The 16,501-nt window shown below is 70.2% G+C and carries 17 protein-coding genes; 10 read left to right on the top strand and 7 right to left on the bottom strand.

Annotation, left to right across the window (positions count from 1 at the left end):
• Positions 1 to 59: 59 nt before the first annotated feature.
• The 6 genes from Q8X39_RS11570 (at position 60) to Q8X39_RS11595 (ending at position 5,694) form a co-directional block, all read left to right on the top strand.
• Entirely contained in the window at positions 60 to 1,082 is a 1,023-nt protein-coding gene (locus tag Q8X39_RS11570; RefSeq protein ID WP_305749821.1) for a sialic acid TRAP transporter substrate-binding protein SiaP, read from the top strand.
• A 15-nt stretch (positions 1,083 to 1,097) separates the two neighbouring features.
• Positions 1,098 to 1,583, top strand: coding sequence for a TRAP transporter small permease (locus Q8X39_RS11575; RefSeq protein ID WP_305749822.1), 486 nt, complete (start codon positions 1,098 to 1,100; stop codon positions 1,581 to 1,583).
• A gap of 7 nt (positions 1,584 to 1,590) precedes the next feature.
• The gene (locus tag Q8X39_RS11580) at positions 1,591 to 2,889 is read left to right on the top strand and encodes a TRAP transporter large permease (RefSeq protein ID WP_305749823.1); all 1,299 of its coding nucleotides are present in this window, start codon (positions 1,591 to 1,593) and stop codon (positions 2,887 to 2,889) included.
• Positions 2,889 to 3,824, top strand: coding sequence for a ribokinase (locus Q8X39_RS11585; protein WP_305749824.1), 936 nt, complete (start codon positions 2,889 to 2,891; stop codon positions 3,822 to 3,824). The genes Q8X39_RS11580 and Q8X39_RS11585 overlap by 1 nt, the downstream gene beginning before the upstream one ends.
• A gap of 166 nt (positions 3,825 to 3,990) precedes the next feature.
• Positions 3,991 to 4,884 (top strand): dienelactone hydrolase family protein, encoded by an 894-nt coding sequence (locus Q8X39_RS11590; protein WP_305749825.1) that lies wholly within the window; start codon positions 3,991 to 3,993, stop codon positions 4,882 to 4,884.
• 12 nt (positions 4,885 to 4,896) lie between these two features.
• Complete coding sequence (locus tag Q8X39_RS11595; RefSeq protein WP_305749826.1) at positions 4,897 to 5,694, top strand: ZIP family metal transporter; 798 nt, start codon at positions 4,897 to 4,899, stop codon at positions 5,692 to 5,694.
• An 83-nt stretch (positions 5,695 to 5,777) separates the two neighbouring features.
• On the opposite strand, the gene Q8X39_RS11600 is transcribed toward Q8X39_RS11595, so the two are convergent.
• From Q8X39_RS11600 to Q8X39_RS11630, 7 genes are all read right to left on the bottom strand, one after another.
• Positions 5,778 to 6,542, bottom strand: coding sequence for a Crp/Fnr family transcriptional regulator (locus Q8X39_RS11600; RefSeq protein ID WP_305749827.1), 765 nt, complete (start codon positions 6,540 to 6,542; stop codon positions 5,778 to 5,780).
• A gap of 166 nt (positions 6,543 to 6,708) precedes the next feature.
• A complete protein-coding gene (gene ntrC / locus Q8X39_RS11605; protein WP_305749828.1) occupies positions 6,709 to 8,205 on the bottom strand; it encodes a nitrogen regulation protein NR(I) in 1,497 nt (498 codons plus the stop codon).
• Between the two features lie 52 nt (positions 8,206 to 8,257).
• A complete protein-coding gene (gene glnL / locus Q8X39_RS11610; protein WP_305749829.1) occupies positions 8,258 to 9,328 on the bottom strand; it encodes a nitrogen regulation protein NR(II) in 1,071 nt (356 codons plus the stop codon).
• Positions 9,329 to 9,344: 16 nt separating this feature from the next.
• Positions 9,345 to 9,893 carry a hypothetical protein gene (locus tag Q8X39_RS11615; protein ID WP_407068004.1) on the bottom strand — a complete coding sequence of 183 codons (549 nt, stop codon included), beginning with the start codon at positions 9,891 to 9,893 and terminating at the stop codon, positions 9,345 to 9,347.
• Positions 9,894 to 10,005: 112 nt separating this feature from the next.
• Positions 10,006 to 11,421 carry a type I glutamate--ammonia ligase gene (gene glnA, locus Q8X39_RS11620; protein ID WP_305749830.1) on the bottom strand — a complete coding sequence of 472 codons (1,416 nt, stop codon included), beginning with the start codon at positions 11,419 to 11,421 and terminating at the stop codon, positions 10,006 to 10,008.
• A gap of 224 nt (positions 11,422 to 11,645) precedes the next feature.
• Complete coding sequence (locus Q8X39_RS11625) at positions 11,646 to 12,446, bottom strand: competence/damage-inducible protein A (protein ID WP_305749831.1); 801 nt, start codon at positions 12,444 to 12,446, stop codon at positions 11,646 to 11,648.
• Positions 12,443 to 13,375, bottom strand: a complete 933-nt coding sequence (locus Q8X39_RS11630) for an EI24 domain-containing protein (protein ID WP_305749832.1) — start codon at positions 13,373 to 13,375, stop codon at positions 12,443 to 12,445. Before Q8X39_RS11630 ends, Q8X39_RS11625 begins: the two co-directional genes overlap by 4 nt.
• A 161-nt stretch (positions 13,376 to 13,536) precedes the next feature.
• Between Q8X39_RS11630 and paaA the strand changes: the two genes are divergently transcribed.
• The 4 genes from paaA (at position 13,537) to paaD (ending at position 16,472) form a co-directional block, all read left to right on the top strand.
• A complete protein-coding gene (gene paaA / locus Q8X39_RS11635) occupies positions 13,537 to 14,565 on the top strand; it encodes a 1,2-phenylacetyl-CoA epoxidase subunit PaaA (protein WP_305749833.1) in 1,029 nt (342 codons plus the stop codon).
• Between the two features lie 51 nt (positions 14,566 to 14,616).
• Positions 14,617 to 14,943 (top strand): 1,2-phenylacetyl-CoA epoxidase subunit PaaB, encoded by a 327-nt coding sequence (paaB, locus tag Q8X39_RS11640; protein ID WP_305749834.1) that lies wholly within the window; start codon positions 14,617 to 14,619, stop codon positions 14,941 to 14,943.
• Positions 14,944 to 15,123: 180 nt separating this feature from the next.
• Positions 15,124 to 15,939 carry a 1,2-phenylacetyl-CoA epoxidase subunit PaaC gene (gene paaC, locus Q8X39_RS11645; protein WP_305749835.1) on the top strand — a complete coding sequence of 272 codons (816 nt, stop codon included), beginning with the start codon at positions 15,124 to 15,126 and terminating at the stop codon, positions 15,937 to 15,939.
• Entirely contained in the window at positions 15,939 to 16,472 is a 534-nt protein-coding gene (gene paaD, locus Q8X39_RS11650; protein ID WP_305749836.1) for a 1,2-phenylacetyl-CoA epoxidase subunit PaaD, read from the top strand. The genes paaC and paaD overlap by 1 nt, the downstream gene beginning before the upstream one ends.
• Positions 16,473 to 16,501: the final 29 nt, after the last annotated feature.

A 16,501-nucleotide genomic window follows, 5' to 3' on the forward strand; every position in this document is an offset into this window, starting at 1 on the left:
CCCTGCGCAGGCCCACGACAAAGCGCACCTGACGACCCGTTCCACCGAGGAGACACACCATGAAGAAGACCGCCCTGCTGCGCTGCCGCAGCTTCCAGACCCTCGCCGCCGCCGCCGCGCTGGTCGGCCTGGGTGCGCTGATCAGCCCGCTGGCACAGGCCCAGTCCAAGGTGCTGCTGCGCATCTCGACGCCGGCCGTGCCGGACGACTGGCACGGCAAGATGTGGACGGTCTTCAAGGACGCGCTCGACAAGAGCGCGCCGGGCGAGTTCGACGTCCAGATCAACCTCAACGCGACGCTGTTCAAGCAGGGCACCGAGCCGGCCGCGATGGCGCGCGGCAACCTGGAGCTGTCGTCGATCTCGGCCTTCGACATCGCCAAGCAGGTGCCGGAGTTCAGCCTCTTCACCGCCGGCTACGTGATCCGCGATCCGCAGCACCAGGCCAAGGTCTTCGCCGGCCCGGTCGGCCAGGAGATGTTCAAGCTGGCGACCGAGAAGATGGACGTCACGCTGCTGACCCCCATCTACCTCGGCACCCGCCAGGTCAACCTGCGCGACGTGCGCGACGTCAAGACGCCGGCCGACCTCAAGGGCGTCAAGCTGCGCATGCCCGGCAGCAAGGAATGGCTGTTCCTCGGCGAGGCGCTCGGGGCGACCGCCACGCCGCTGGCCTTCGGCGAGGTCTACCTGGGCCTGAAGACCGGCACCATCGACGGCCAGGACAACCCGCTGCCGACCGTGCGCGCGGCCAAGTTCTACGAGGTCACCAAGCAGCTGGTGATGACCAACCACCTGGTCGACGGCATCTTCATCGCCATCTCCGACAAGGCCTGGAAGGCGATGACGCCGGCCCAGCAGCAGAAGGTTCAGGCGGCGGCCAACGCGGCCGCGGCCTACAACAACGAGAACCGCATCAAGGAAGAGGCCGCCATCGTCGACTTCTTCAAGCAGCAGGGCCTGAGCGTGACCACGCCCGATGTCGAGGCCTTCCGCCGCCACGTCCAGCAGGCCTATGCCGGCAGCGACATGGCCAAGACCTGGCCCAAGGGCATGCTCGAGCGCATCAACGCGACCAAGTAAGCCGGACGGCCCGCGATGCGCCAGCTGTTCAAGCGCCTGGGCGACGGCGTGTCCGTCGCCCTGTTCACCGCGCTCTTCCTCGTCTTCATCGTCCAGATCGTCGCCCGCTTCGTCTTCCAGCGGCCCTTGCCGTGGACCGACGAGCTGGCGGTGATGCTCTACGTCTGGGTGATCCTGTGGTCGGCCGCGCTGGTCGTGCCCGAGCGCGAGCACGTCATGTTCGACCTGGTCTGGAACGCGGTCGGCCCGGCCGTGCGGCGGGTGCTGCGCATCGTCGGCCACGGGATGCTCGGCGGCCTGTGCGCCTGGGCCTTGCCGGCGACCTGGGACTACGTCCACTTCATGGCCCGGGAAGGCACACCGGTGCTGGGCGTGCCCTTCATGCTGGTGTTCGCGCCCTTCGTGCTGCTGATGGTGGCGCTGATCGTGCGCAGCGCCGTGGCGATCGTGCGGGCCTGGCGCGGCCTGGACCTCGGCGACGCCGCCATTCCCTCGGCCTGAGAACGACATGAACCTTGCCCTCTTCGCCTTGGCGGGCGTGCTGGTCGGCGGCATGCTGATGCGCCTGCCGATCGGCTTCGCGATGATCGCCTCGGGCATCGCCTACCTCACGGTCAAGCAGCAGGACCTCGGCCTGGTGGCCGAGCAGATCGGCAACGGCCTCTACAACAGCTATGTGCTGCTGGCCGTGCCGATGTTCGTGCTGGCCGCCAACCTGATGAACGCGGGCACCGTCAGCGAGCGCCTGTTCGACTTCTGCCGCATCCTGGTGGGACGCATGCGCGGCGGGCTGGCGCAGGTCGACATCCTCGTCAGCGTGATCTTCTCGGGCATGAGCGGCAGCGCCATCGCCGATGCGGCCGGACCGGGCCTGGTGACGATCCGGCAGATGCTGCGCAAGCCCGAATACAGCCGTGGCTTCGCCGGTGCGGTGGTGGTGGCGAGCGCGACGCTCGGGCCGATCATCCCGCCGTCGATCCCCATGGTGATCTACGGCCTGGTCTCCGGTGCATCGGTCGGCGCGCTGTTCCTGGGCGGCGTGCTGCCGGGCGCGCTGATGGCGCTGTCGATGATGGCGGTGGTCCACGTCATCGCCGTGAAGCGCGACATGCCGCGCGAGGCACCGGTGCCCTGGTCCGAGTGGCCGGCGGTGATCTTCCGGGGCGCGCTGCCGCTGTCGATGCCGGTGGTGCTGCTGGGCGGCATCTACTCGGGCGCGTTCACGCCGACCGAGGCGGCGGCCGTCGCGGCCTGCCATGCGCTGATCCTGTCGACCGTCATCTACCGCGCGCTGAACCTGCGCCAGCTCGCCGGCGTGGTGCTGGAGTCGGCCCGCTCCAGCGCGGTCATCACGATGATCCTGGCCGGCTCCTTCATGCTGAACTACGCCTTCACGGCCGAGGGCGTGCCGCAGGCCATGGCCCAGTGGGTCGATGCGATGCAGCTCGGACGTGTGGCCTTCCTGCTGCTGGTCAACGTGATGTTCCTGGTGCTGGGCTGCTTCCTGGACGTCTCGGTGCTGCTGCTGGTCTTCGTGCCCATGCTGCTGCCCGCGGTCAACGCGCTGGGCATCGACCGGGTCCACTTTGGCGTGCTGGTGGTGCTCAACATGATGATCGGCATGATCCACCCGCCCTTCGGCATGCTGCTGTTCGTGACCAAGGCGCTGACCGGCATCCCGATCGGCGAGATGATGAAGGAGGGCTGGCCCTTCATCGTCATGCTGCTGATGCTGCTGCTGGCGCTGACGCTGTTTCCGCAACTCGTTCTTTGGCTTCCGCAAACCATGGGCTACGGGATCAAGTGATGAGCCACCCTCCTTGTGATGTCGTCTGCCTCGCCAGCTGGAACGCCGACCTGGTCTCGCGTGTGCCGCGTCCCCTGGCAAGGGGCGAGACCCTGATGGCCAGCGCCTTCGAGGTCAGCCCCGGCGGCAAGGGCAGCAATGCCTCGGTCGCGGCGGCGCGGCAGGGCGCGCGGGTCGCGGTGCTGGCGCGCATCGGGGCCGACGACTTCGGCCGCATGGCGCTGGACCTGTGGCAGCGCGAGGGCATCGACACCGCGCAGGTCGAGGTGGTCGAGGGCGAACGCAGCGGCGTCGCGCAGATCTGGGTCTACGACGGTGGCGACAACAGCATCGCGGTGTTCGCCGGTGCCGGCGCCGGCCTGGGGCCGCGCCATGTTGAGGCTGCCGCTTCGACCCTCGCCGCCGCCCGGGTCGTGATGGCGCCGTGCGAGGTGCCGATCGAGGCCACCCAGGCCGCCTTCGCGCTGGCCCGCCAGCATGGCGTCACGACGCTGCTGAACCCCGCGCCGGCGCGACCACTGCCCGACGCGCTGCTGGCCCTGTGCGACCTGCTGACGCCCAACGAGGGCGAGCTGCTCGCGCTGGCCGGGCTTGGTGAGGACGCGCCGCTGGAGACTGCCGCGCAGGCGTTGCTGGCGCGCGGCGCCGGCGCGGTGATGGTCACCTGCGGGGCCGATGGCGTGCGGCTGTTCCGGCCCGGCCAGCCGGCCCTGCACGAGCCCGGCTGGTCCGTCGACGTGATCGACACCATCGGCGCGGGCGACACCTGCACCGGCGCGCTGGCCGCGGCGCTGGCCCGCGGCCTGGCCCTGCCCGAGGCGATGCGGCAGGCCAACGCGGCCGCCGCGCTGGCCGTCACCGGCAGGGGGGCGATCGTCGCGATGCCCGATCGCGACGGGGTTTCCGCCCTGCTGGCCACACGGCCGACGGCCTGACCGGATCCGCCCCGCGCGATGTGGCTGTGGGGTGTCGGTGAGGTGTCGGTGAGGTGTCGGTGAGGTGTCGGAGAGGTGTCGGAGAGGCGTCCGTGGCGCGGCAGGGATCACCGGCCCTGCCTAGAATCGCCCGCTTTCCCTGAACCACCCTGACCGGGAGAGCCTGATGACCGAGACCGTGACGCCGCCCGAGACCCTGCGGGGCGACACACGCGACGACAGCCGCCGCGACTTCCTGCGCACGGCGGTCGGCACCGGCTTCGCGGCGGCCGTGCTGCCGGTCGTGGCGCAGACCGAGGTCCGCACCGACAGCGTCGGCCTGGACGTTGGCGAGGTCATGATCGACGTGGCCGGATTCCAGCTGCCGGCCTACCGCGCCGCGCCCAGCGGCAAGACCGGCCTGCCGGTGATCCTGGTGGTCAGCGAGATCTTCGGCGTGCATGAGCACATCGCCGACGTGGCCCGCCGCTTCGCCAAGCTCGGCTACCTCGCGATCGCGCCGGAGCTGTTCGTGCGCCAGGGCGATCCGTCGTCCTACGGCGAGATCGACAAGCTGATGGCCGAGATCATCCGGTTGACGCCCGATGCGCAGGTGCTGGCCGACCTCGATGCGTGCGTGGCCTGGGCCGGCAGGCAGGGCGGCGACACCCGTCGGCTCGGCATCACCGGCTTCTGCTGGGGCGGCCGCATCACCTGGCTCTATGCCGCGCACAACCCGGCGGTGAAGGCCGGCGTCGCGTGGTACGGCCGCCTGACCGGGCCGGTGACACCGCAGAACCCGCGCCATCCGGTCGATCTCGCCGGCGAGCTGAAGGCGCCGGTGCTGGGCCTCTACGGCGGCCAGGACGGCGGCATCCCGCTGTCGGCGGTCGAGCAGATGAAGGCCGCGCTGGCCGCAGGCTCGACGCGGTCGGCGGCGGCCCAGGCCTCGCGGTTCGTGGTCTATCCGGACGCGCCGCATGCCTTCCATGCCGACTACCGCCCGAGCTACCGCCAGGCCGATGCGCAGGACGGCTGGCGCCGCTGCCTGGACTGGCTGGCCAGCCATGGTGCGGCCTGAGGCCGGCGACCGATGATCCTGGCCTCCATCCTGATCGCGACCTTCGCCAGCGGCGTGCTGTCGGTGCTGCTGGCCGGCTGGCTGGCGCTGCCCTTGCTGGCTCGCATGCTGCCGCACATGGTCAGCCTGTCAACCGGCGTGATGCTGGCCGCCGCGCTGCTGGACATCATGCCGGAGGCCTTCGAGTCGCACGTCGGCGCCGGCCATGCCGAGCCGCAGGCCCTGTTCGCGACGCTGCTGGGCGGCCTGCTGTTCTTCTTCCTGCTGGAGAAGGTTGAGCTCTACCGCCACAACCATCACCACGAGGGCGACGACCCGCACCACCACCACCACCACGGCTTCGATGCCGAGCAGGCCGGCAAGGGCGGCTGGAGCGTGCTGGTGGGCGATGCGACGCACAACTTCTGCGACGGCGTGCTGATCGGCGCGGCCTTCCTGGCCGATCCGGCGCTGGGCTGGCTGACCGCGCTGGCGGTCGGCGTGCACGAGATCCCGCACGAGTTGAGCGCCTTCATCGTGCTGCTGCATGCGGGCTTCTCGAAGCGCCGCGCGCTGATGTTCAACTGCTTCACCGGGCTGGCCTCGGTGCTCGGCGGCGTGCTGAGCTATGTCGCGCTGGCGCCCTTCGAGGCGGCCTTGCCCTACATGCTGATGGTGGCCGCCAGCACGCTGATCTACATCGCGGTGGCCGACCTGATCCCGCAGCTCCAGAAGCGCCTGGACTGGCGCGACACCGCCACGCAGCTGGCCTGGATGGCCGGTGGCATCGGCCTGATCGCCACGATCAGCGGCGTCGCGCACGGCCACTGACGCGACACCGTCCCGCCCGCAACGACGAAGGCCGCTGGACAGCGGCCTTCGTCATGGGCGTTCGGACCGGACCGGGCGCCGCTTCAGTGTTCCTCGCCGGCCATCTGCCGCAGCGCGCTCAGGTCATGCACGGTGACGTTGTAGCCGCGCACGCTGAACACGCCACGCGACTCGAAGCTGCGCATCAGGCGCGACAGCGTCTCGGGCGTCATCGCCAGCTGCTGGGCGATGTCGCGCTTGCGCTCCTGCAGGCGCAGCTCGCAGCTGTCGCCATGGCCGGGACAGCGCTGCACCAGCCAGCGCGCGAACCGGGCCGGCGCGTCGTTGTGCAGCAGGTTGCGCGAGGCCTCGGTCAGCGAGCGGACCTCGCGGGCCAGGTTGGCGCAGAAGCGCAGGCCCAGCAGCGGCATGTTCACCAGGTGCAGGCGCAGCAGCTCGATGGGCAGCTCGGCCACGACCACGTCGGACAGCGCCAGCGCCTCCATCGTGTGCGGCTCGGCCAGCCAGGCCGAGTGGCCGTCCAGCCAGGCCGGTCCGGCGACGCTGCGTTCGGTGCGCAGGCTGCCATCCGCCGCGCGCGAGCCCAGCACGGCGTCGCCCGACAGCAGCAGCACCAGTGCGCGGGCCGGCTGGCCATCGCGGAAGACCGAGTCGCCCGCGGCGACCGGACGCCGGATCGCGATCTGCTGCAGCACCGCGACCTCGCCGGTGCCCAGCGGCGGCGTGCCGAAGGCGATCAGCCAGGGCGTCGGGTCGGCCGGTGCCGGCGGCGCGGCCGCGAGGCGGCGCCGGGGCTTGGGCAGATGCACCGCTCGCGGCGCACGGGTGATCGGGTGAGGGGTGTCCAAGAGCTGCACAACCAAGAACCAGCGAGTGATTCGACAAGGCGGTTCGGCGAACCGCATGTTGTCGAATGTGCGCCAGTGAACATGCGTGGCGCTTGAGGCAGGTCAACCCCCAGTCAGCAAACCCCGATGGTTTCGGGGGGTATGCGACGGTTGGGCAGCAATTCTTTCAATCCAGGCCCAGTTCCTGGATCTTGCGGGTGATGGTGTTGCGGCCGATGCCCAGCTTGTGCGCGGCCTCGATGCGGCGGCCCTTGGTGATGGCCAGCGCGGTCGTGATCAGGCGGCCCTCGAACAGCCGGGTCAGGTGGTCCCAGACGTCGGGCTGGCCGCTCTCCAGCAGCGAACGGGCTTCCTGCTCCAGGTCGGCCAGCCAGCCGCTGCCCAGCATGACCGGCGCCGCGCCGCGCGGGGCTTCGCCGGGCTGCGCGTGGGCGACGGTCGCCGACGCGCTCGGCACATGGCCGATCGGCGCGGACGACAGCCCCGCCAGGCCGTGGCCATGGCTGGGCAGCGAGCCCAGCACCTCGGGCGGCAGGTCCTTGGGATCGACCGTCTGGGCCGGCGCCATGACGGTCAGCCAGTGGCACAGGTTCTCGAGCTGGCGCACGTTGCCGGGGAACTCGAAGCCGACCACCAGCGCCATCGCGGCGTCCGACAGCTTCTTGGTCTCGACACCCAGTTCCTTGGCGCTGCGCTGCAGGAAGTGGCGCGTCAGCGAGGGGATGTCCTCGCGCCGCTCGCGCAGCGCCGGCAGGCGCAGGCGGATCACGTTGAGGCGGTGGAACAGGTCCTCGCGGAAGGCCCCGTCGCGCACGCGCTCCTCCAGGTTCTGGTGGGTCGCGGCGATCACGCGCACGTTGGACTTCAGCGGCGCGTGGCCGCCGACGCGGTAGAACTGGCCGTCCGACAGCACCCGCAGCAGCCGGGTCTGCAGGTCGAAGGGCATGTCGCCGATCTCGTCGAGGAACAGCGTGCCGCCCTCGGCCTGCTCGAAGCGCCCGCGCCGCGTCGCCTGTGCGCCGGTGAAGGCGCCGCGCTCGTGGCCGAACAGCTCGCTTTCGAGCAGGTCCTTGGGGATCGCTGCCGTGTTGATCGCGACAAAGGGCCCGCCCTGCCGCGGGCTGTGCTTGTGCAGCGCGCGGGCGACGAGTTCCTTGCCGGCGCCGGACTCGCCGGTGATCAGCACCGTCACGTTGCTCTGGCTCAGGCGGCCGATGGCGCGGAACACGTCCTGCATCGCCGGGGCCTGGCCGAGCATCTCGGGCACCTCGGCGGCATGTTCGTCGACGCTTTCCTCGCGCTGGCTCTCGTCGACCGCACGCCGGATCAGCTCGACCGCCTTGGGCAGGTCGAAGGGCTTGGGCAGGTACTCGAAGGCGCCGCCCTGGAAGGCCGACACGGCGCTGTCCAGGTCGGAATAGGCCGTCATGATGATGACCGGCAGGCCAGGCAGCCGTTCCTTGACCTTGGCGAGCAGGTCGAAGCCGGAGCCGCCGGGCATGCGGATGTCGCTCACCAGCACCTGCGGCTCGTCCTCGTCAAGGGCGGCCAGCACGTCGCGCGGGTTGGTGAAGCTGCGCACCGGCAGCTCCTCGCGCGCCAGCGCCTTCTCCAGAACGAAGCGGATGGATTGGTCGTCGTCAACGATCCAGATGGGTTTCATGCGTGGGCCTGTCCTGGCTGAGCCGTTCCGGTTGACGGGCCACGCCGGCCCGTCATGGCAGAGGGATCTGAATCTTGAACACGGTACGCCCGGGGTCGCTCTCGCATTCGATCAGGCCCTGATGCTGCTGCACGACGTCCTGCGCCAGCGTCAGCCCGAGGCCTGAACCCCCGTCCCGGCCGGTGACCAGCGGGAAGAAGATGCGATCGCGGATGTCGGCGGGCACGCCGGGTCCGTTGTCCTCGATATGCAAGTCCAGTGCCAGTCGATAGCGGGTCCGGCCGATCGTGACCTGGCGCGAGGCGCGGGTGCGCAGCACGATGCGGGCCTTGCCGTCGGCGATCTGCCCGACCAGCGCCTGGGCGGCGTTCTGGGTGATGTTCAGGACCGCCTGGATCAGCTGCTCGCGGTCGCCGCGGAACTCGGGCAGCGAGATGTCGTAGTCGCGCACGATCACCAGGCCGCGCGAGTGTTCGGCCAGCACCAGCGAGCGGACCCGCTCCAGCACCTCGTGGATGTTGACGTCGGCCACCACGCGAGGACGGCGGTGCGGCGCCAGCAGCCGGTCGACCAGGGCCTGCAGCCGGTCGGCCTCGTGGATGATGACGCCGGTGTATTCGGTCAGCGACTTGTTGTCGAGCTCCATCTCCAGCAGCTGCGCCGCGCCGCGGATCCCGCCCAGCGGGTTCTTGATCTCGTGGGCGAGGTTGCGGATCAGCTCCTTGGTCACGCGGGCCTGGTCGAGCGTGCGGCTCTCGCGGTCCTGGCGGGCCTGCTGCTCGATCTCGACCAGCTCCAGCAGCACCTGCTCGCCGTGGCCGATCTGGGTCAGGATCGCATGCACCGGCAGCGGCTCGCCGCCGGTGGCGGTGCGGCGCATCAGGGCCTCCAGCCGCCCGGTGGCGTATTCGTTGTCGACCACCGAGCGGAAGGTCGTCTGTAGCAGCGCCGGATCGACGAACCAGTCGAAGATGCGCGACTTCTGCAGCGTGCGCCGGGGCAGCCCGAGCGTGGCCTCGAAGGCGGCGTTGACGAACACGCAGCGGCCATCCGCGCGCAGCACGGCGACCATGGTGGCGAGGTGGTCGAAGGCGTCGTAGCCAGGACCGCGCAGCAGGCTCATCGGTTTTCCTTCCGGCTCAGGGCGTGGCGCCGAGCTTGGCCAGTTCGCGCCGGATCGCGGCCACGTCGGCCTCCTTGCGGGCGAGCGCCGCGCGCAGCTCGGCCTGGCGTTCGGGCGTGGCGCTGCTGGCGTCCTTCAGGTCCTTCTGGAGCTGGGCCAGGCGGTCCTCTTCCTTGCGCAGCTCGCCGTCGAGGATGCGGCGCGCGTCGGTGTCACGGGCCCGCTGTTCGGCCGGGTCGATGCGGGCACCTTCGTTGGCCGAGGGCCGCGAGGCCGGGCCACCGGCCGACGAGGCCGCCGCAGCGCCCGAGGCCAGCGGCTTGGGCGCGTCCGGACGGCGGGTCTGCACGACGGTGACGGCCGCGCCTTCCAGCGTCTTGCAGCCGCGCTCGGCCGCCTCGCGCACGCTGATCTGGTCGGTGTAGAGGTTGCCGGGGCAGCGGTAGACGGAGCGGTCCTGGGCCAGTGCCGGGGCCGACAGGGCCACCAGGCCCATCGCGCAGGCGGTCGAACCCAGCGCAAGCAGCGTGGTCGGCAGGGACTTCGGTCGGGTCAGGGAAGGCATCACGAACCAGTATCGCCCAAGCATCCCGGCAAAAAAAAGACGGCCCCGAAGGGCCGTCCACGCGTGTGACTGGGTCACGTGAGCCGCAGCAGCCGGGGGCCGCCGCCGGGCATCACAGCGTGTAGTACATGTCGAACTCGATCGGATGCGTGGTCATGCGCATGCGCTGCACTTCCTGCATCTTCAGGTCGATGTAGGCATCGATGTACGCGTCGGTGAACACGCCACCCTTGGTCAGGAAGCCGCGGCCCTTGTCCAGGTACTCGAGGGCCATTTCCAGGCTCGAGCAAACGGTCGGGATCTTCGCGTCCTCTTCCGGCGGCAGGTGGTACAGATCCTTCGTGGCGGCTTCGCCCGGGTGGATCTTGTTCTCGACGCCGTCCAGGCCGGCCATCAGCAGCGCGGCGAAGCCCAGGTACGGGTTCATCAGGGGATCCGGGAAACGCGCCTCGACGCGACGGCCCTTCGGGTTCGCGACATAGGGGATGCGGATCGAGGCCGAGCGGTTCTTGGCCGAGTACGCCAGCTTGACCGGCGCCTCGTAGCCCGGGACCAGGCGCTTGTAGCTGTTGGTGCCGGGGTTGGTGATCGCGTTCAGCGCACGGGCGTGCTTGATGATGCCGCCGATGTAGTACAGCGCGAAGTCGCTCAGGCCGGCATAGCCGTCACCGGCGAACAGGTTCTTGCCGTCCTTCCAGACCGACTGGTGCACGTGCATGCCGCTGCCGTTGTCGCCGACGATGGGCTTGGGCATGAACGTGGCGGTCTTGCCGTAGGCAGCGGCCACGTTGTGGATGATGTACTTCTGCAGCTGGACCCAGTCGGCGCGCTGGATCAGCGTGCTGAACTTGGTGCCGATCTCCATCTGGCCGGCGTTCGCCACTTCGTGGTGATGCACCTCGACCGGGATGCCGACCGATTCCAGGATCAGGCACATCTCCGAGCGCATGTCCTGGCCGCTGTCGACCGGGGGCACCGGGAAGTAGCCGCCCTTGACGGTCGGGCGGAAGCCCTTGTTGCCGTGCTCGTAGTCCTTGCCGGTGTTCCAGGCCGCTTCTTCCGCCTCGATCGAGCAGAAGGAGCCGGACATGTCGGCGCCCCAGCGCACGCTGTCGAACACGAAGAACTCGGGTTCCGGACCGAAGTAGGCGGTGTCGCCCAGGCCGGTCGACTTCATGTAGGCCTCGGCGCGCTTGGCCAGCGAACGCGGGTCGCGCTCGTAGGGCTTGCCGTCGGCCGGGTCGATGACGTCGCAGGTCAGGATCAGCGTCGACTCTTCGAAGAAGGGGTCGATGTTGGCGGTGTTCGGGTCGGGCATGAGCTGCATGTCCGACGCCTCGATGCCCTTCCAGCCGGCGATCGACGAGCCGTCGAAGGCGTGACCCGACGTGAACTTGTCTTCATCAAAGTGCGAAACAGGCACGGAAACGTGTTGTTCCTTGCCGCGGGTGTCGGTGAAACGGAAGTCGACGAACTTGACTTCGTTTTCCTTCACCATCGACATCACGTCGGCGACGGTCTTGGCCATCAGGAGGCTCCTAGCGAGAAGGGAAGTGACGGGGGAGAAAGTGCGGTCGTACCGGGCGCAAGCGCCGAGACGGCGGGAAATTTAGCAGAAAGCGTGCCCGCGCCCGAGGTCGGTGCAAGCCCGGATGGCGAGGCGGCGGCGGCTTGGGCTCTCACGGGCTTCGGTGCGGCATCGGTCACAAGGCTGCACCGAAAAGGTGCCATGCGACGCACCAGGTTCGTGAATCACGGTCGCACCATTTCGGGGCCCAGTTCGGCGCCGAAGTTCCGCAGGCCGTCGAGCAGCGCGGCGTAGGCGTCCGACAGGGCCTGGCCGTCGCGGCCCTTCACGCCCAGCTCGATGTGGCGGCCGTGCACCGGGTGGTCGACGCTGGGCAGGCTGAACACCTTGATCGGCGGGAAGCGGGCTTCCAGCTCGATCATCAGCGGCGTCAGGCTGGCCTCCATCGAACCGTAGACCACCACCGATCGCTCGACCTGGGCCGCGCCGCCGTGCAGGTGCGCGTAGCGGCTGTCCAGCAGCGCCTCGATCATCGGGTGCGCCATCACCGGGAAGCCCGGCACGAAGTGGACGTCGCCGACCGAGAAGCCGGGGATCTGGTTGTAGGGGTTGGCGATGATCTCCGCGCCGACCGGGAACACGCCCATGTTGAGGCGGTGCACGGTGTCGGGGTGCTCGGGATCGTCCGGCCAGCCCTTCTCGGCAGCCATCAGCCGGACCCGCGCCATGATCAGCTCGCTCGCTTCGGGATGCAGCGCCAGCGGCCGGCCCAGCGCGGCGGCGGCGCAGGGGCGGGTGTGGTCGTCCGGCGTCGCGCCGATGCCGCCGCAGCTGAAGACCACGTCGCCGCTCTCGAAGGCGGTGCGCAGGATCGCGGTGATGCGTGCCGGGTCGTCGCCGACGTAGTGCGACCAGGCCAGCGCGAGGCCGCGCGCGGACAGCAGCTCGATGACCTTCGCCAGGTGCTTGTCCTGGCGCTTGCCGGAGAGGATCTCGTCGCCGACGATGATGAGGCCGAAGTTCATGGTGTGGACGTGGGTGGGTTCGCGGGGGAAGCCGGCGGCAGCGCGATCGGCGGATCGGCGGCCAGCGCGGGCAGGGGCGGCAGGTTGTCGCGGGCGGGCTGGACCGGCGCGGGCGGCGGCACGATCTCCGGGAAGCTGCGGGCGCGCAGCTCGGCCAGCGCGGCCAGCGCGTAGTGCGCGAACCAGGCCGAGGCGAAGGCGAACACCAGCGTGTAGAGCCAGACGAAGCCCGGCAGCAGCAGCGGCATCATCGGCAGCGCCATCGCGCCGGTGGCCCAGATCAGCGACGGCGCCGCGCCCAGGTAGCCGGTGATCAGGCCGATCGCCAGCAGCGGCAGGCGATGCTCGTGCATCAGCAGCACACGTTCCTCGCGGCTGGCGTGGTCGGCCAGCGCGTCGTAGCTCATCAGCCGCATCGCCAGCCAGCCCCAGATCAGCGGCGGCAGCACCAGCGCCAGCGGCGGGATCAGCCACAGCGGCAGCGAGGCCACCAGCATCAGCAGCGCCAGCAGCGTGTGGAACAGCGAGCCGGCCAGCGAGCCGAGCCAGTTGCCGCCGCGCTTGCGGGCCAGCTCGGGGAAGCGGCGCCGCGCCACCAGGTCGACGATGGCGCTGCTCATGAACACCGACACCAGCAGCAGCGAGGCGATCAGCAGCACCGGGATCGACAGTGCCACGACCACCAGCGGGCCGATCACGCTGCGGAAGCGCCCGCCGCTGATCTCGTTGAACCAGCCGGTCAGCGGCGACAGCCAGGCGATGCCGTCCAGCCACAGCCGGACCGCGTCGATCGCCGGCTCCCAGAAGAACCAGGCCAGTCCGAAGGCGGCCGCGCCGGCCACCAGCACCGGCAACAGCGACAGCACGATCACGCGCGGGTGCAGGCAGTAGGCGGCGGCGCGCCAGAAGGCATTCATCACGGACAACATGGGCCGCGAGGATAGCGGCGGCACCTGTCAGGCCGTGAGGCGGCCGGCCCGCATCCTGGTGCAAACCCTGGTTCGTGCTTCTTGCGGCGTCGGATCAAGTCTCGAATAATTTACCGACCGGACGGTTAATGAAAGACCGCCCCCACTGAGCGAGGACAGGCATGTACACGCAGGCGATGGACACGATGGGCAAGGAAGGCGCCGCCGAGGCGCCGAAGACGCTGCGCAGCGCCGAGGAACTGGCGCTGCAGGTCCGCTTCGACGAACGCATCGACGCCGGTGCCTTCATCGAGGCCAAGGACTGGATGCCCGAGAACTACCGCAAGACGCTGACGCGCCAGATCAGCCAGCACGCCCACAGCGAGATCGTCGGCATGCTGCCCGAGGGCAACTGGATCAGCCGGGCGCCGACCCTCAAGCGCAAGGCCATCCTGCTGGCCAAGGTGCAGGACGAGGGTGGCCACGGCCTCTACCTCTACGCCGCAGCGGAGACGCTGGGCAGCAGCCGTGACCAGCTGCTCGATGCGCTGCACACCGGCAAGGCCAAGTACAGCTCGATCTTCAACTACCCGACCCTGACCTGGGCCGACGTCGGCGTGATCGGCTGGCTGGTCGACGGCGCGGCGATCATGAACCAGGTGCCGATCTGCCGCTGTTCCTACGCGCCGTATGCGCGGGCGATGGTGCGCATCTGCCGCGAGGAAAGCTTCCACCAGCGCCAGGGCTACGACGCGCTGCTGACGATGATGCGCGACGGCACCGACGCGCAGCGCGCGATGGTCCAGGACGCCGTCAACCGCTGGTGGTGGCCGTCGATCATGATGTTCGGCCCGCCCGATGACCAGAGCCCCAACAGCGCGCAAAGCATGCGCTGGGGCATCAAGCGGATCTCCAACGACGATCTGCGCCAGAAGTTCATCGACGCCACCGTGCCGCAGGCCGAGGTGCTGGGCGTGAGCCTGCCGGACCCGGACCTGAAGTGGAACGAGGCGCGCGGCCACCACGACCATGGCCCGATCGACTGGGCCGAGTTCTGGCGCGTGGTCGGCGGCGACGGCCCCTGCAACCGTGACCGACTGGCCACCCGCGTGCGGGCCTGGGAGGACGGCGCCTGGGTCCGCGAGGCGGCACTGGCCCATGCCCGCAAGCAGGCCGAGCGCGACGCCGCTGCGCAGGGCCGGGCGGCCTGAGCACCGTCGCCGGCCATCCCCGCATCCATCGACCTTCCGGAGGCTCCACCCATGAGCAACGCCAACCCCGCCAGCCCCGCCGCCGGCCCCGCCACCACGACCGAATGGCCGCTGTGGGAAGTCTTCGTGCGCAGCAAGGCCGGCCTCGACCACAAGCACTGCGGCAGCCTGCATGCGGCCGACGCGGCCATGGCGATCCAGCTGGCGCGCGACGTCTACACCCGGCGCCAGGAAGGCACCAGCGTCTGGGTCGTGCGCAGCAGCGACATCGTCGCCAGCGACCCGTCCGACAAGGACATGTACTTCGACCCGATGGAAGACAAGGTCTACCGCCACCCGACCTTCTACCAACTCCCCAAGTCCGTCGACCACATGTGACATGTCGGCCCCCACGCTCACTTCGTTCGCTGCCCCCCAAGGGGGCGCGCAAGGCCCTTCGGGCGGCCGTGCGGGCCTTGCGAGATGAAGGCCCCCACGCTCACTTCGTCCGCTGCCCCCCAAGGGGGTGCGCAAGGCCCTTCGGGCGGCCGTGCGGGCCTTGCGTCCGCCAGGAACACCATGCAAGCCTCCATCCTTCGTCCCGCCGACCCGTCCGCGCAGTACGTGCTGCGCCTGGGTGACACCTGCCTGATCCTGGCCCAGCGGCTGGGCGAGTGGTGCGGCCATGCGCCCATCCTCGAGGAGGACATCGCGCTGACCAACATGGCGCTGGACCTGATCGGCCAGGCCCGCGGGCTGCTGACGCGGGCCGGCCAGCTGGGCGCGGCCGCCGGCGACCCGCCGCTGGACGAGGACCAGCTCGCCTTCCTGCGCGAGGAGCGTGACTACCTCAACCCGACCCTGGTCGAGCTGCCCAACGGCCCCTATGGCGCGCTGGCCGGCGGCGGGCGCGATTTCGCGTTCACCGTGATGCGCAACGCCATGGTCGCGACCTGGCTGCGGTTGCTGTGGGAGCGCCTGCAGGGCTCGTCCGATGCCGAGCTGGCCGCCATCGCCGCCAAGGCCGTCAAGGAAGCCCGCTACCACCAGCAGCATGCGGCCGACTGGGTCGTGCGCCTGGGCGACGGCACGGCCGAATCGGCCCAGCGCATCGCCCGCGCACTGGAGGCACAGTGGCGCTATGCCGCCGAGCTGTTCGAGGACGACGCGCTGGATCGCCACGCCCAGGCCACCGGCCTCGGCCCGGCCGCCTCCGGGCTGCGCCAGCCCTGGCTGGACGAGATGAACGCGCTGCTGGCCGCCGCGCAGCTGGCCGCGCCGGCCGAATCGGCCTTCCGCAGCACCGGCAAGCGCGGCCTGCACACCGAGCACATGGGCCCGCTGCTGGCCGAGATGCAGACGTTGCAGCGCACCTATCCCGGCGGCGCGTGGTGATGGACGCCGCCACCGCCGCCACCGCCGTCGACCGGGCCTGGCAGGTGCTGCACGGCGTGCCCGATCCGGAGGTGCCGGCGGTGTCGGTGACCGACCTCGGCATCGTGCGCGACGTGCAGGCCCGACCCGATGGCGACGGCCTCGACGTCGTGCTGACGCCGACCTATTCCGGCTGTCCGGCCACCGAGGTGATCGAGGCCAGCGTGCGCGAGGCGCTGGAGCAGGCTGGGCTTGGCCCGGTCCGAACGACGCTGCGCCGCGACCCGGCCTGGACCACCGACTGGATCAGCGCCGAGGGCCGCGACAAGCTGCGCGCCTACGGCATCGCGCCGCCCGGACCGGCCGACGGTGGCGCGCTCGAACCCGGCACCGCCGTGCTGCGCTTCGTGCCGCGCGCACCGCAGGCGCTGGCCTGCCCGCGCTGCGGCAGCCGCGACACCGAGCGCCTGTCGGCCTTCGGCTCGACCGCCTGCAAGGCCCTCTGGCGCTGCCGGGCCTGCCGCGAGCCCTTCGAGCACTTCAAGCCGATCTGATCGGCCTTCCCGTCCATCCGCCTCCACAC

The organism is Leptothrix discophora (assembly GCF_030705305.1).
Classification (GTDB): Bacteria; Pseudomonadota; Gammaproteobacteria; order Burkholderiales; family Burkholderiaceae_C; genus Sphaerotilus; species Sphaerotilus discophorus.